Here is a 14,251-nt window from a genome sequence, read left to right on the forward strand (position 1 = left end):
CTACTGGGCCGCCGCGCGGCGCGACAGCCGGGTGATGCGCGGCACGTTCGCCGTGGCGCCGGCGTCCGGCGGCACCACGACCTCCTGCGCCGCGGCGACTGGGCCGTCGGCGGTGTCCACCGTCAGCGGGGCGTCGACGGGCGTGGTGCGACGCACGACCGCGAGCGCGATCGGCCCTTCCTCGTAGTGCAGCGCCGCCGACGTCACGATGCCGACGGCGTCGTCACCGAGCCGCACGGCCGCGCCGTGCTCGGGCAGCACGCTGCCGGACCCGTCCAGCTGCAGCGCGACGAGGCGCCGCGGCGGGTGCCCGAGGTTGTGGACCTTGGCGATGGTCTCCTGCCCGCGGTAGCAGCCCTTGTCGAGGTGCACCGCAGTTCGCAGCCAGTCCAGCTCGTGCGGCAGCGCCCGCTCGTCGACGTCCGTCGTCCAGCGCGGGCGCCACGCGGCGACGCGCAGCGCGTCGACCGCGGTCAGGCCTGCCAGCTCCAGCTCGCCGCGGGCCGCGGCATCCGCCATCCGCGCCTCCTCGGCGCGTGTCACGATCGCCTCGGCCCAATCGCGATCGGCGCCGGGGTGCGGGTCGACCGGCGCGTACGCGTGACCGCCCGGCGTGACCGACGGCCACGGGTCGCGCCACACCAGCGGCACCCCGGCGGGTGCCGCGGGCGAGATGCGCTCGAGCGCGGCGGCGGTGCCGCCGATCACGGCGTACTCGTCGTCGGCGATCCGCGGGTCGACGCGCAGCCGGAACCGCATCTTGCGCAGCCAGTCGTACAGTCCCTCGACGTCGGCGCGATCGGCGATGAGCCAGGTCGTCTCCGCGTCATCGACGACGGATGCCGCGTGCTCGACGTGTCCTTGCGGGTCGAGGATCAGCAGCTCCGTGCCGACGCCGGGGTCGAGTCTGGTCAGCGCCTGCGACGACAGCGAGTCCAGCCAGGTCAGGCGGTCCTCACCGGGGACGGCGATGACCGCGCGGTCGGCGCGGGGCGCGAGCGCGGCTCCGGCGGCGAGCCGGCGCTGCTCGGCGAGCGGATTGCCGACGTGCTGCAGCCCGGCGTCGTCGACGACGGCGCCGGGGACAGCGGAGAACGGGCCGGTCATCACTCCGCCCGCGCGAGTCGTGCCGACGCGTGCGCGCCGAGTTCGAAGCCGAGCGCGGCGATGTCCCATGCCCACAGCAGGTGGCCGTCGACGAGCCCGTACATGCGGGTGGCAGCCGCGTACGACTTCGCGCCGGCGGGCCTGACGACGGCGTCGGTCGCGATGTCGATGCGCGGGCCCTTGATCTGGCCGAGATAGAGCTCGCTCACGCCGTCGGCGTGCACGAGGGCCGCCTCGAGGTCGAAGCCGCCGTCGGCGTTGCGCAGCTGTTCGATGTCGTCGGCGGTGCGGACGACGGGCGCGGCGAGCGCGGGAAGCAGGCCCGGCCCGGCGTCGGCGTCGGTCGCGGTGAGTGCGAGACGCCAGTAGCCGAGTTCTGCCACCAGGCGCGTGCGCTTCTGGGGGTCCTCTGCGTCATGCAGCCACGCGTCCGCGGAGTAGTTGAGATAGTCGCCGCCGTCGTGGCTGAAGCTCACGCGGTGCGTGAACTCGCCGGCGTAGGCGTGGTCGCCGTAGTCGATGACGCCGGTGCCCTCCCAGACTCCGATGAGCCACGACAGGGGGACGAGCTCCGCCGGAAGGTCGGTCGGGATGTCGAGCACGACCGGACCCGTCAGCGCTGGCCGCGGTAGAGGTTCTTGACGACGACGGCGGAGACGAAGACGATCGCCAGAGACGCCAGACCGAGCAGGCCCACGAAGAACAGTTCGAGCGCGACGGTATCCATACGAGGGAGTCTAGCCGGGAACGAGGGCGGCAAGACCGAACCCCAGGCTGATGACGCCCATCACCAGGGCGGCGCCGAGGACGCTCGCCGCGACGCGCTCGGTGAACCCCTGGGACCGGCCCGACCACAGCTGGGTCGCGAACCCGGCGATGAGGCATCCGCCCAGTCCGACGCCCAGCCACGCCGCACGCCAGTCCGGCGTCGCGAAGATTCCGACGACGACGGCGATCACGGCCGCGAGCACCCACACGGCGACGATGCCGCCGAGTGTGCGGCGAGGGGCGAGTTCAGGCACGGCCACGCATCCCATCATCACCCAACAACCCGCGCGGCGCACGCGCTGCGGCGCGGGTGATGGGTGTGTCGACGGAGGACATGCGGATCGAGTACCCCTCCACCACGCCCTACACTGGGGTTCGCGGCGCACCCCCCTGCGCCGGGAAGGCGATCCATTGGCACAGCTCCTGGTTCTCAGTTCCACACACGGAGGCGGCCCCGTCCTGCCCTCGCTCGAACTGCTGAGCCACCGCGTGCGCCTGATCCCCGCTGAGCCCGCCCAGCTCGTCAACGCGCCGAGCGCCGACATCATCTTCGTCGACGCCCGTGTCGACCTCGTCGGCGCCAAATCGCTGTGCAAGATCCTCAACACGACGGGCCTGGACGCTCCGCTCCTGCTGATCGTGACCGAGGGCGGCCTGACCGCCGTCTCCCCCGACTGGGGCGTCGACGACGTCATCCTCTTCACGGCGGGCCCCGCCGAGGTGGACGCCCGCATCCGCCTCGCCGTCGGCCGTCAGTCTGCCGAGCAGGTCTCGACGCGCATCCAGACCTCGGGCATCACTATCGACGAGTCGTCGTACTCGGCCAAGGTGCACGGTCGCCCGCTCGACCTCACGTACAAGGAGTTCCAGCTCCTCCACTTCTTCGCGACGCACCCCTCGCGCGTCTTCACCCGCGAGCAGCTGCTGAGCGAGGTGTGGGGCTACGACTACTTCGGCGGAACACGCACGGTCGACGTGCACGTGCGGCGCCTGCGCGCCAAGCTCGGCGACATGGAGCAGCTGATCGGCACCGTGCGGAACGTGGGCTACCGGTTCAACGTCTACGAGGACGAGCCCGAACCCGCCCCCCGCGAGCGCACCGACGCCTGACCGGGGCGGCACACCGCCCCTCACCGAGTGTGCGAGGGACGGCTGTCGAGGTGGGCCCGCGCGCCCGAGGCTCCGCGCAGCGCGAAGCGATGCGTGGAGGAGGCGTGGGGATCGTTCACACTCTCGTCACGTCACCCTGCAATGATGAAGGGATGATCGAACCCGAGGTGCTCGACGCCGGCCTGGGCGATGCGGACGACGACGACTTCGACCTTTCCGAGGTCTTCGACTCGCAGCTTCCCGACCACCGCTACCTGGATCGCGAGCTGAGCTGGCTCGCGTTCAACCAGCGCGTGCTGGAGCTCGCCGAAGACCCGAACCTCCCGCTTCTCGAACGCGCCAACTTCCTCGCGATCTTCGCGAGCAACCTCGACGAGTTCTTCATGGTGCGCGTCGCGGGCCTCAAGCGCCGCATCGTGACGGGCCTCGCCCTGCCGACCAACGTCGGCCGCTCGCCGGCCGAGGTCCTCTCCGACATCTCGGCGGAGGCGCACCGGCTGCAGCTGCGTCACGCCGAGGTCTGGACGTCGCTCGTGAAGCCGGCGATGGCGGATGTCGGCATCCAGATGGTCTCGTACGACACGCTCGACGCCGCCGAGCGCGAGGGCCTGTACGACTACTTCCAGGCGCAGGTCTTCCCGGTCCTGATGCCGCTCGCGGTGGATCCCGCGCACCCGTTCCCGTATATCTCGGGGCTGTCGCTGAACCTCGCGATCCGCATCCGCAACGCACGGACGGGTCGTCAGGAGTTCGCGCGCCTCAAGGTGCCGCCCATGCTCCCTCGCTTCGTCGAGCTGCCGCCCGTCGACGGCACCCTGCGCTTTCTGCCGCTCGAGGACCTCATCTCCAACCACCTCGACGACCTCTTCCCCGGTATGGAGGTGCTCGACCACCATGCCTTCCGCCTCACGCGCAACGAGGACGTCGTGATCGAGGAGGACGAGACCGAGAACCTCATCCAGGCTCTCGAGGCCGAGCTGCTGCGCCGCCGGTTCGGCCCGCCGATCCGCCTCGAGATCACGGACGACATGGACGACGTCACGCTCGACCTGCTCATCAAGGAACTCGACATCACCGAGCAGGAGGTCTACCGCCTCCCCGGGCCGCTGGATCTGCGCGGACTGTTCGACCTGCGCATCGATCGCCCCGACCTTCGCTTCAAGCCGCATCTGCCGACGACGGCACTGGCGTTCCAGCCGGGCGACAACAACGAGCGGCCCGACATCTTCGCCTCGATCCGCAAGGGCGACGTGCTCGTGCACCACCCGTACGAGTCATTCGCGACGAGTGTGCAGGCCTTCCTCGAGCAGGCGGCGAAAGACCCGCACGTGCTCGCCATCAAGCAGACCCTGTATCGCACGTCGGGTGACAGCCCGATCGTCGAGGCGCTCATCGATGCCGCAGAGGCCGGCAAGCAGGTGCTCGCACTCGTCGAGATCAAGGCGCGCTTCGACGAGGCCAACAACATCGTGTGGGCGCGCAAGCTGGAGAAGGCCGGTGTGCACGTCGTCTACGGCCTCGTGGGCCTCAAGACGCACTGCAAGCTGGCGCTCGTGATCCGCGAGGAGAGCGGCGTGCTGCGCAGCTACAGCCACGTCGGCACGGGCAACTACAACCCGAAGACGAGCCGCATCTACGAGGACTTCGGGCTCTTCACCGCCGACGACCAGGTCGGTCGCGACCTCACCCGTCTGTTCAACGAGCTGAGCGGCTACGCGATCGAGAAGAAGTTCAAGCGGATCCTCGTCGCCCCTCTGCACCTGCGGAAGGGCCTGCTGCGCCTGATCGACAAGGAGCGGCGCAATGCGCTGGCGGGCAAGCCCGCGAGCGTGCGCATCAAGGTCAACTCGATGGTCGACGAGCAGATCATCGACTCCCTCTACCGTGCCAGCCAGGCCGGTGTGAAGGTCGAGGTGTGCGTGCGCGGCATCTGCGCGTTGAAGCCGGGCGTCGAGGGCATGAGCGAGAACATCACGGTGCGTTCGATCCTCGGGCGCTACCTGGAGCATTCGCGCATCTTCGCCTTCCACAATGACGGCGACCCCGTCGTGTACATCGGCAGCGCCGACATGATGCATCGCAACCTCGACCGCCGCGTCGAAGCTCTGGTGCGCGTCACATCGCCGGCCCACGTGAAGGAGCTGAACGACCTCTTCACGTTGTCGATGAGCGACACGACGAGCTCGTGGCATCTCCGCCCCGACGGCGAATGGGTGCGGCACAATCAGAGCGAGGAGGGAAAGCCGCTCCTCGATCTCCAGGACCGGACCATGACCAACGTGCAGCGCCGCCGGCGTGCACGCGCGGTGCGATGACCGAGACGGCCGTCTACGCGGCCGGGGGCGTCGTCTGGCGTGTCGTCGACGACAAGCTGCGCGTGCTCCTGATCCACCGCACCAAGTACCGCGACGTCACGCTCCCCAAGGGCAAGGTCGACCCCGGCGAGATGCTCGCCGAGACGGCGGTCCGCGAGATCCACGAAGAGACCGGCATCCGTGTCGCCCTCGGCGTGCCCGTCGGAGTCTCGCGCTACCGGCTGCCGAGCAAGCGCACCAAGATCGTGCACTACTGGGCGGCCGAGGCGACCGATGCCGCGATCCGCGCGTCGGCGTTCGTGCCGAACAAAGAGATCGCCGCCATCGAGTGGGTCTCTCCCAAGAAGGCGCTGAAGCGGCTCAGCTACCCCGTCGACACCGAGATCATGGAGCACTTCCTGCGGCTCGTCGACGAGGGAGTGCTGCGCACCTTCCCCATCGTCGCCCTGCGGCACGCCAAAGCCGTCACCCGCGAGGAATGGCAGGGGAAGGATGCTGCGCGCCCGCTCGCCGCCCGCGGCCGCAAGCAGGCGACGTCGATCGTCGGCCCGCTGCTCGCCTTCGGCGTGCGGCGGATCGTGTCGAGCCCTGCCGCCCGCTGCGTCAAGACCGTCGCCCCGCTGTCGGCCGCGATCGGCCGGGAGATCGACACCACCAAGCTCATCAGCCAGGACGCGTGGGAGGACGGCAGGTCCGATGCGCGAACGGTGATCGGCGAGCGGGTGCGCTCGCGCAAGCCGGCGGTGCTGTGCAGCCACGGGCCCGTGCTCCCCGATATCCTCAGCGAGCTCGCCCTCGCGACGGGCACGTTGCGCGGCTCCTACCTCGGCAGTGCCTCGGCCCTGGAGCCCGCCGCGTTCTCGGTGGTGCACCTGTCGGTGGAGAACCCCGGCTCGGGCATCGTCACGATCGAGACGCACGAGCCGAAGGTGTGATGGCCTCCGCGCGGTCGATCGTCGACATCGCGTGGGCCGAGGTGCCGCCCGGCGCGCCACGGCGCGAGCACGCGTGGCGTCTGCTGCGGGGGATGCTGCCCGCCGGCGCCGAACTGAGCAATCCGTGCCCCCGCTGCGGCGGGCCGCATGGCCCGGTGACCGTCTCGCACGCGCCGTTCCTGGCCAGCGTCACCTACGCGGGCGGGTATGCGATCGCGGCTGTGGCGGCGACGCGGGAGGCTGCGGCGCTCGGCGTCGACGCCGAGCCCGAGCACGATGCGCGCCGCGACGCGGCCGGTATGTCAGGCGTGCTCGGCGACGGCGAGGCGAGCGTGCGGGAGTGGATCCGCATCGAGGCCGCACTGAAGGCCGACGGCCGGGGACTCCGCGTGGAGCCCTCGACGGTGGGGGTGGCGTGGGCCGCGAGCGCCTGGACGGCGACCGTCCCCGGCGGTGAGGTCTACGCGGGATGGGATGCGGCCGGGCCGCCGGGCATCCTCGTGAGCGTCGCGCTCCTCAGTCCCGCGAGCCCGGGAGTCTGAGCCACCGTCGCACCGCGGGTGCCTGCGGGCGGGGCGGCAGCGGCGGGAGAGGCGCGGCGTCGAGCCACACCGCGAGGAGCTCGACCGCCGCCGGGCCGGCGGTGCGGGCGACGCAGTCGCGGAACGCCTCGGTGGTGGCGAGTGCGTGCCGGTGTTCGCGCACCCACGTGTGGAGGAGGTCGGCGAACACCTCCGCCCCGACCGTGCGACGCAGCGCCTCCAGCGTGAGCGCGCCGCGCTTGTAGACGCGGTCGTCGAACATGAGCGCGGGGCCCGGGTCCGAGATGACGAGGTCCTGCGGCAGCACCTGGAGGCGCGCATGGTGCTGGTCGGCGAGGGTCGCGATGTCGGCGCTGCCCGACGCCTCGGACCACAGCCACTCGGCGAAGCACGCGAAGCCTTCGTTGAGCCAGATGTCGTGCCACCGCTCGACGCCCACGCTGTTGCCGAACCACTGGTGGGCGATCTCATGCGGCACCAGGCGCGCGGCTTCGGGCTCGAAGTGGTTGGCACCGAACACGACGAGTCCCTGCGCCTCGAGCGGGATCTCGAGGGGGTCCGCGGTGACGACGACCGTGCAGCCCTCCTGCGGGTACGGCCCGAACGCCTCCTCGAAGCAGTCGAGGATGCGGGGCACGTCGGAGAACCACCGCCGGGCAGCGGTCACGAGCGGCGCCGGAGCCATCAGCCGCACGGGGCCGATCGCGCTCTCGCGGTACGGGCCGATGTGGACGGCAGCGAGGTAGGTCGCCGTCGGCACCTCCGACACGAACTCCCAGCGGGTGAGCCCGCCGGTGCGCACCGGCGGCTGCGGGACGCCGGTCGCCGCGACGGTGTAGTCCGGATCCGTGGTGATCGCGATGCGGAACTTCGCCCGGTCGTCGGGGCGGTCGTTGCAGGGGAACCAGGTCGGCGCGCCGACCGGCTGGGACGCGACGAGCACGCCGTCCTCCAGCTCCTCCCACCCGATCGTGCCCCACCGCGAGCGCCGCGGCCTCGGCGCACCGGCATAGCGCACCTCGATGGAGAACTCCTCTCCCGCCTCCAGCGCCTGGGGGGGCGTGATGCGCAGGGCCGAGGCATCCTGTGCGAACTTCGTCCGCGCGTCGCCGTCCACCCGGACCCGCGACGCGCGCAGGCCGATCAGGTCGAGTCGCACCGAGCGCGTCCGCTGGGTCGCGACCGCGTTGACGAGCGCGGTGCCCTCGAGCCGGTTCGTGTGCACGCGGTAGCGCAGGTCGAGGTCGTACGACACGACGTCGAACGAGGCGTCGCCGCTGCGCGGCGTGTACGCATCGGGGCCGATCACGACGTCGACTGGTACGCGCGCACCGTGACCGCGCGCCACGGTCCGATCGGGTTGCCGCTCCAACGGGAGCCGACGGGCACGCTCTCGCCGCGCATCACGAGCGACGCCGGGCCGACGGTCGCGTGGGCGCCGATCGACGCGGCAGGAAGGATCACGCTGTGCGGTCCGAGCGTCGCACCGGGTTCGAGTTCGACGGTGTCCATGCTCATGATTCGATCATGGAACAGGTGCGTCTGCACGACGCACCCGCGGTTGACCGTGGATGCCTCGCCGAGCGTCACGAGGTCGGGCTCGGGCAGCCAGTAGCTCTCGCACCACACGCCGCGCCCGATGCGGGCGCCGAGGCTGCGCAGCCACACGGCGAGCGCGGGTGTGCCGGCGGCGGCGCGCGCGAACCACGGGGCCGCGAGCATCTCGGTGAAGGTGTCCGACACCTCGGTGCGCCAGACGAAGCTCGACCACAGCGGCTGCTCCCCCGCGCGGATCGGCCCGACGAAAAGCCACTTCGCGGCGGTCGAGATGGCCGCGGCGACCGCGCCCGCGGCCAGGAGCACGAAGCCCGACAGCAGGAGCGTGATCCAAGGACCGACGGTGTCGACGAGCGCGGCCAGCGCGAAGAGCACGAGCAGGCCGAGGCCGCACGTGACGACGACGGGGATGAACCGGCAGATCTCCCACAGCGACCGCGCGACCCGCAGCGAGGTCGGAGGGTTGTAGGTGCGGCTCGCGTCGCTCTCGTTCGGCTGGCGGCGCAGACGCGTCGCGGGCGAGCCGAGCCAGGAGGAGCCGGCCTTGGCCTTGACCGGTGCGGCCGACAGCACCGCGACCAAGCCGTCCTTGGGCACCGTGTGACCGGGCGAAGCCATGCCGGAGTTGCCGAGGAAGGCGCGCTTGCCGATACGCACCTCGCCCAGTCGCAGCCAGCCGCCGTGCATCTCGTACGACGCGACCATCGTGTCGTCGGCGAGGAACGCACCGTCCTCGATACGCGCCATCGCCGGGATGAGCAGGACGGTGGATGCTTCGACGTCGTGTCCGACCCGCGCGCCCAGCAGCCGCAGCCATACCGGCGTGAACAGGCTCGAGTACAGCGGGAACAGAACCGTACGGGCCGAGTCGAGCAGGCGCTCCGTCGTCCAGGCCTGCCACCCGATCCGGCTGCGCACGGCGTGCGTGCCCTCGCGGAGCCCGATCGCGGCGAGCCGGACGCCCAGCACGACGGCGCCGGCGTAGACGAATCCGGTCACCAGGACCGCCGGCACGAGCCACACGAAGGCCGCGCCGAGCGCGACGCCCAGGTCGGCGGCGCCGCGCATCCCCAGCGCGAGCACCACAGCCCCCGCCGCGAAGCTGACGATGGGCAGGAGCCCCAGCGCAACAGCCGAGACCGCGTACGCCCACAGCCAGCGTCGCGCCGCGGGCGGGCGCTCGGCCGGCCAGCCCTCGGTCGTGCCGCCGACGCGCACGGCGGGCGAGCCGGCCCACGACTGGTTCGCGCGCACCCGGCCGAAGACGGCGGAGCCGGGCGCGATCTCAGCGCGCTGGCCGATCCGCGTGCCGGGCGCGAGGGTGCTGCGCGTGCCGACGGTGGCGTCGGCGCCGATGCGCACCTCGCCGATGCGCACGAGGTCGCCGTCGATCCAGTAGCCGCTGAGGTCGACCTCCGGCTCGATCGAGGCGCGATCTCCGACCTTCAGCATGCCGGTGATCGGCGGAAGCGTGTGCATGTCGACGTCCGTGCCGATGCGGGCGCCGAGGGCGCGCGCGTAGTACGAGACCCAGGGTGCGCCGGCCAGCCCCACGGCGTCGACCTGATCCGAGATCTGCTCCGCGAGCCAGAGCCTCAGGTGCACCGAGCCGCCGCGCGGGTAGTCCCCGGGACGCAGTCCCGCCAGGAGAAGCCGAGCGGATGCTGCGGCGATCGCCATGCGGCCGAACGGCGTGGCGAAGAGCACGAGGCCGATGATGAGCAGCCACCACGGCGCAGAGGGCAGCGCCTCGAATCCGGGAAACAGCCGGAGGATGGCCCCGGCGGTCAGCAGATAGAGAAGCCAGCGGACGCCCGAGAGGATGAACAGCGGGGCGCCGAGGATCGACTGCACCCACTGCGTGGCGCGCGGAGTGGGCTCCGGCATCCGGAAATCCCCCGCCTCTTCTCGCGAGAGGAACGGCTGCAGCGCCTTGGCCATCGCCCCGAGGCGCGGCACGTCATAGATGTCCGCGACCGAGAAATCGGGGACGCGCGCACGGATGCGGGAGACCAGCTGCGCCGCGGCGAGCGAACCGCCACCGAGGTCGAAGAAGTCGGCCTTGCGATCCGGGACAGGGAGGCCGAGCACCGCCTGCCATTGATCCGCGAGCCACGCCTCGTCGGGGGTCAGGTCGGCGCGGGGGATGTCGAGGTCGGGCAGCGGCCACGGCAGCGCGGCGCGGTCGACCTTGCCGGAGGTCCGCACGGGAAGGTCGGGCACCACGGCGAGCAGCGGCATGACGCCCGCGGCCAGGCGCGCGGCGAGGTGGCCGCGCGCGGCGGCGCGGTCGAGCTCGCCGTCGACGACGAGGTATCCCACGAGCACCGGGACCCCTGCGTCGCTCGTGCGCACGGCAGCGCTCGCGGCGGTCACGCCCGGCAGCTCCTGCAAGGCGTTCTCGACCTCGCCGAGCTCGATGCGGCGCCCGCCGACCTTGACCTGGTCGTCGGCACGGCCCTGGAAGAGCAGACCCTGCGGCTCGTAGCGCACGAGGTCGCCGGAGCGGTACGCCCGGTCCCACCCCAGAGTCGGCATCGGCGCGTACTTCTCGAGGTCCTTGATCGGGTCGAGGTAGCGGGCGAGCCCCACGCCGCCGATGATCAGCTCGCCCACCCCGCCCGGCTCGACCTGACGGTCGTCGCCGTCGACGACGGCCAGCGCCCAGCCGTCGAGCGGGAGGCCGATGCGCACCGGTCCCTCGCCGTCGAGGAGCGCCGCGCACGCGACGACGGTGGCCTCGGTCGGGCCGTACGTGTTCCAGACCTCGCGGCCGTCGGCGACGAGCCGCGCGACGAGCTCGGGCGGGCAGGCCTCGCCGCCGAAGATGAGCAGGCGCACGTTCTCGATCGCGTCGGCCGGCCACATCGCGGCGAGCGTCGGCACGGTCGAGACCGCCGTGATCGCCTGCCGGATGAGCCACGGCGCCAGGTCCTCGCCCGACCGCACCAGCGAGCGCGGCGCGGGTACGAGGCATGCGCCGTGGCGCCACGCGAGCCACATCTCCTCGCACGAGGCGTCGAAGGCCACCGAGAGGCCCGCCAGGACGCGGTCGCCCGGGCCGAGCGGCGCATCCTGGAGGAAGAGACGCGCCTCGGCGTCGACGAACGCGGCGGCGGAGCGGTGGGACACAGCCACACCTTTCGGCACCCCCGTCGACCCCGAGGTGAAGATGATCCAGGCGTCGTCGTCGATCGTCGGGGGCGGCACGGTGACGATCGCGTGCGTGCTCGGATGCGGCGCGGCGCCGCCGAACAGTGCGGCGGGCTCATCGTCGGCCGCGCCGGCAGGCACGTACGCGCCGCCCTCGCCGATCACGCCGTGGACGTGCGCCTCCCCGAACACGAGCCGTGCCCGCTCGTCGGAGTCGTCAGCGTCGACCGGCACATACGCCGCGCCGGCGGCGATCACGCCGAGAATCGAGATGTACAACTCCTTCGAGCCGGAGGGCATCCGCACGCCGACCCGGTCGCCGCGGCGGACGCCCGCCTCGTGCAGCAGCGCGGCAGTACGACCCACGCGCGCCATGAGCTCGCGATAGCTGAGCGCCCCCGAGCCGTCGTCGAGTGCGGAGGCCTCCGGCGTGCGCTGCACGGTGGCGCGGAGGATGTCGAGCAGCGTGCGCGGCTCCGGTGCCGCGTCGATGCGATCCAGCGGAGCCGTCACGGCCGGGGGCGAATCGATCGAGCTCACGTCAGGACAGCAGGGTGATCAGCTCGGCCTTGGTGAGCCGCGAGTAGCCGGTCCGGCCCGCGACGCGGGCGCGCTCTCGCAGCTGCGCGACGGTGAGCGTCTCGAGATCGGACGAGCCGGTCCCCACGGCCCCTCCACGCGTCGCCGGCGCGTCGCGCCGAGCCTCCGGCCGCGTGGGCTCAGCTGCAGCGGCAGGGGTCGGCTTGGTCGCAGGCTCCTTCGCACGCGGGGTGCGAGTGCGGGTCGTGGTGCGCTTCGCGGGCGCCTTCGGCGCCGCGGCAGCGGGCGCCTCTCCTGCCGCCGATGCCTCTCCCACGGGGGGAGCTTCCGCTGCGACGGCTTCCGCGGCCGCGGACTCCGGCCCCGCGGTGGCGGCAGCATCCGGGTCCGCCGCATCGGAGGTGAGCTCGGCCTCGAGGGCGCGGTCGGCCTCGAGCGCCTCCTGCTCGGCTTCGGCGGCGGCGCGCTCGGCCTTGGCGGCCGCCTTCTTGAGCGCCTTCGCCTCTGCCGCGCGCGACTTGGCCTCTTCGGCAGCTCTCGCCGCTTCGGCGGCGGCCCGGTCGGCCTCCGCGCGCAGGCGCGCCTTCTTCTCGGCCTTCGCGACCGCGGCTCGGGTGGCCTTGCGCACGCGATCCTCGGCGCGGTGCGCCTTCTTCGCCACCTTGCGCGGGTTCTTGCGGATGACCTTCTTCGACACGTCGACGCGGTCGACGGTCTCGGCCGCGACCTCGCGCAGCTTCTTCGCGCTCTTGGCCGGGAGGGTCTTGGCGACCCGGCGGGCCTTCTTCGCCGCGGACTCCGCATCGTCGATCGCGTCGAACGCCTTGCGCTGTGCTTTGGTGGTCTTGCTCATGCGAGGAACCTTAGCGGGCGCCGGTGAACGGCCGGAGCGTCGTGTCGCGGAATTCCGCGGGAATGCCCGCCGGTGTGTCAATGCCGATGCATGGATGTCGGCATCCCGTTCACCTTCCGTTCACCCGCACAGCGCAGTCTCTTAAGAGTCCGAGCCTACGTTTCAGAGCGAACCCCGCACCGGGTTCGAACCCGAAGGCCGTTTCGGCCTGTTTCCCTGACACGTGAAGGATTCACACAGTGAAGATCTCTCGCATCGCCCAGGTGGGCGCTGTCGCCGCAGTCGCGGCTCTCGCTCTCGCCGGCTGCGCCTCGAACGAGACCCCCGGCGGCACCACCGACGAGACCACGGCCGCGTCGGACCTCTCCGGCGAGATCTCGGGCGGCGGCGCGTCGTCGCAGGAGGTCGCGGTCCAGGCCTGGACCGCCGGCTTCCAGACGGCGAACCCCGACGTCACCATCAACTACGACCCGTCCGGCTCGGGCGCGGGCCGCGAGTCCTTCCAGGCCGGCGCCTTCCCGTTCGCGGGCTCCGACCGCGCGTTCAAGGTCGAGGAGATCGAGGCGGGCCCGTTCGACTCGTGCGTCGACGGCTCGGGCATCATCGAGCTCCCGACCTACATCTCGCCGATCGCGATCATCTTCAACGTCGAGGGCGTGGACTCGCTCAACCTCGACGCCGCGACCGCTGCGGGCCTGTTCGCCGGCACGATCACCAACTGGAACGACCCGGCGATCGCCGCGCTCAACCCCGACGCGACGCTCCCCGACCTGGCCGTGACGCCGGTGCACCGCGCGGACGACTCGGGCACCACCGAGAACTTCACCGACTACCTCTTCCAGACCGCCGGCGACGTGTGGACGTACGAGCCCGACGGCGTGTGGCCGCTCTCCAGCGGCGAGGCCGCGCAGGGCACCTCGGGTGTCGTCTCGGCCGTCGCTGGCGGCAACGGCACCATCGGCTACGCCGACGCGTCGCGCGCCGCCGAAGAGGGCCTGTCGACCGCCGCCATCCAGGTCGGCGACGAGTTCGTCGAGTACTCGCCCGAGGCCGCTGCCGCGATCGTCGACGAGTCGCCGTTCGAAGAGGGCCGTGGCGAGGGAGACCTCGCGATCGCACTCGAGCGCACCTCGGACGCCGCCGGCGTGTACCCGATCGTCCTCGTCAGCTACATGATCGCGTGCCAGGAGTACGCTGACGCGGCTGTCGCGCCGATCGTCAAGGGCTACCTGCAGTACGTGGCCAGCGCCGAGGGCCAGGACGCGGCCGCCGCCGCCGCCGGCAACGCGCCGATCTCCGACACGCTGCGCGAGCAGGTCAACGCCGCGATCGACCTGATCGTCGTCGAGTAATACCCCGATACCCGGCCCG

At 71.7% G+C, this 14,251-nt stretch carries 11 protein-coding genes; 5 read left to right on the forward strand and 6 right to left on the reverse strand.

What is annotated here, in order from left to right; genetic code table 11:
* The 3 genes from J2Y46_RS16150 to J2Y46_RS16160 form a co-directional block, all read right to left on the reverse strand.
* Window positions 1-1,107 (reverse strand): folate-binding protein YgfZ, encoded by a 1,107-nt coding sequence (locus J2Y46_RS16150; RefSeq protein ID WP_045298100.1) that lies wholly within the window; start codon window positions 1,105-1,107, stop codon window positions 1-3.
* Window positions 1,107-1,709 (reverse strand): FABP family protein, encoded by a 603-nt coding sequence (locus J2Y46_RS16155; protein WP_045298098.1) that lies wholly within the window; start codon window positions 1,707-1,709, stop codon window positions 1,107-1,109. The genes J2Y46_RS16150 and J2Y46_RS16155 overlap by 1 nt, the downstream gene beginning before the upstream one ends.
* 135 nt (window positions 1,710-1,844) lie before the next feature.
* On the reverse strand, window positions 1,845-2,144 hold the full coding sequence (locus J2Y46_RS16160; RefSeq protein ID WP_045298320.1) for a hypothetical protein: 300 nt from the start codon (window positions 2,142-2,144) through the stop codon (window positions 1,845-1,847).
* Between the two features lie 142 nt (window positions 2,145-2,286).
* On the opposite strand from J2Y46_RS16160, the gene J2Y46_RS16165 reads away from it, so the two are divergent.
* The 4 genes from J2Y46_RS16165 to J2Y46_RS16180 all read left to right on the forward strand — a co-directional run bounded on the left by J2Y46_RS16165 (window position 2,287) and on the right by J2Y46_RS16180 (window position 6,777).
* Entirely contained in the window at window positions 2,287-2,985 is a 699-nt protein-coding gene (locus J2Y46_RS16165) for a response regulator transcription factor (protein ID WP_045298087.1), read from the forward strand.
* 152 nt (window positions 2,986-3,137) lie between these two features.
* Window positions 3,138-5,300, forward strand: a complete 2,163-nt coding sequence (locus J2Y46_RS16170; protein WP_045298086.1) for an RNA degradosome polyphosphate kinase — start codon at window positions 3,138-3,140, stop codon at window positions 5,298-5,300.
* Window positions 5,297-6,235 carry an NUDIX domain-containing protein gene (locus J2Y46_RS16175; protein ID WP_045298085.1) on the forward strand — a complete coding sequence of 313 codons (939 nt, stop codon included), beginning with the start codon at window positions 5,297-5,299 and terminating at the stop codon, window positions 6,233-6,235. Before J2Y46_RS16170 ends, J2Y46_RS16175 begins: the two co-directional genes overlap by 4 nt.
* Entirely contained in the window at window positions 6,235-6,777 is a 543-nt protein-coding gene (locus tag J2Y46_RS16180) for a hypothetical protein (RefSeq protein WP_045298082.1), read from the forward strand. Before J2Y46_RS16175 ends, J2Y46_RS16180 begins: the two co-directional genes overlap by 1 nt.
* Here the strand turns inward: J2Y46_RS16180 and J2Y46_RS16185 are convergent.
* Genes J2Y46_RS16185 through J2Y46_RS16195 form a run of 3 tightly spaced genes read right to left on the reverse strand, consistent with a single transcriptional unit; the run spans window position 6,752 to window position 12,880 of the window.
* Window positions 6,752-8,086: a M1 family metallopeptidase gene (locus J2Y46_RS16185; RefSeq protein WP_045298318.1), complete on the reverse strand. Its 1,335-nt coding sequence runs from the start codon at window positions 8,084-8,086 to the stop codon at window positions 6,752-6,754. The two genes, J2Y46_RS16180 and J2Y46_RS16185, sit on opposite strands and share 26 nt — an antisense overlap.
* A complete protein-coding gene (locus J2Y46_RS16190; RefSeq protein ID WP_045298079.1) occupies window positions 8,083-12,027 on the reverse strand; it encodes a Pls/PosA family non-ribosomal peptide synthetase in 3,945 nt (1,314 codons plus the stop codon). Before J2Y46_RS16190 ends, J2Y46_RS16185 begins: the two co-directional genes overlap by 4 nt.
* Window position 12,028: 1 nt before the next feature.
* Window positions 12,029-12,880 carry a hypothetical protein gene (locus J2Y46_RS16195; RefSeq protein ID WP_052676743.1) on the reverse strand — a complete coding sequence of 284 codons (852 nt, stop codon included), beginning with the start codon at window positions 12,878-12,880 and terminating at the stop codon, window positions 12,029-12,031.
* A gap of 239 nt (window positions 12,881-13,119) precedes the next feature.
* Here J2Y46_RS16195 and J2Y46_RS16200 point away from each other — a divergent pair, with 239 nt between their 5' ends.
* Complete coding sequence (locus J2Y46_RS16200; protein ID WP_045298077.1) at window positions 13,120-14,232, forward strand: phosphate ABC transporter substrate-binding protein PstS; 1,113 nt, start codon at window positions 13,120-13,122, stop codon at window positions 14,230-14,232.
* Window positions 14,233-14,251: the final 19 nt, after the last annotated feature.

Source organism: Microbacterium sp. BE35, assembly GCF_031457705.1.
GTDB classification, from domain to species: domain Bacteria; phylum Actinomycetota; class Actinomycetes; order Actinomycetales; family Microbacteriaceae; genus Microbacterium; species Microbacterium trichothecenolyticum.

Coding starts and splice junctions, on each gene's coding strand:
- J2Y46_RS16175 (WP_045298085.1), top strand. CDS start 5,297: ATGACCGAGACGGCCGTCTACGCGGCCGGGGGCGTCGTCTGGCGTGTC.
- J2Y46_RS16150 (WP_045298100.1), bottom strand. CDS start 1,107: ATGACCGGCCCGTTCTCCGCTGTCCCCGGCGCCGTCGTCGACGACGCC.
- J2Y46_RS16160 (WP_045298320.1), bottom strand. CDS start 2,144: ATGGGATGCGTGGCCGTGCCTGAACTCGCCCCTCGCCGCACACTCGGC.
- J2Y46_RS16195 (WP_052676743.1), bottom strand. CDS start 12,880: ATGAGCAAGACCACCAAAGCACAGCGCAAGGCGTTCGACGCGATCGAC.
- J2Y46_RS16170 (WP_045298086.1), top strand. CDS start 3,138: ATGATCGAACCCGAGGTGCTCGACGCCGGCCTGGGCGATGCGGACGAC.
- J2Y46_RS16180 (WP_045298082.1), top strand. CDS start 6,235: ATGGCCTCCGCGCGGTCGATCGTCGACATCGCGTGGGCCGAGGTGCCG.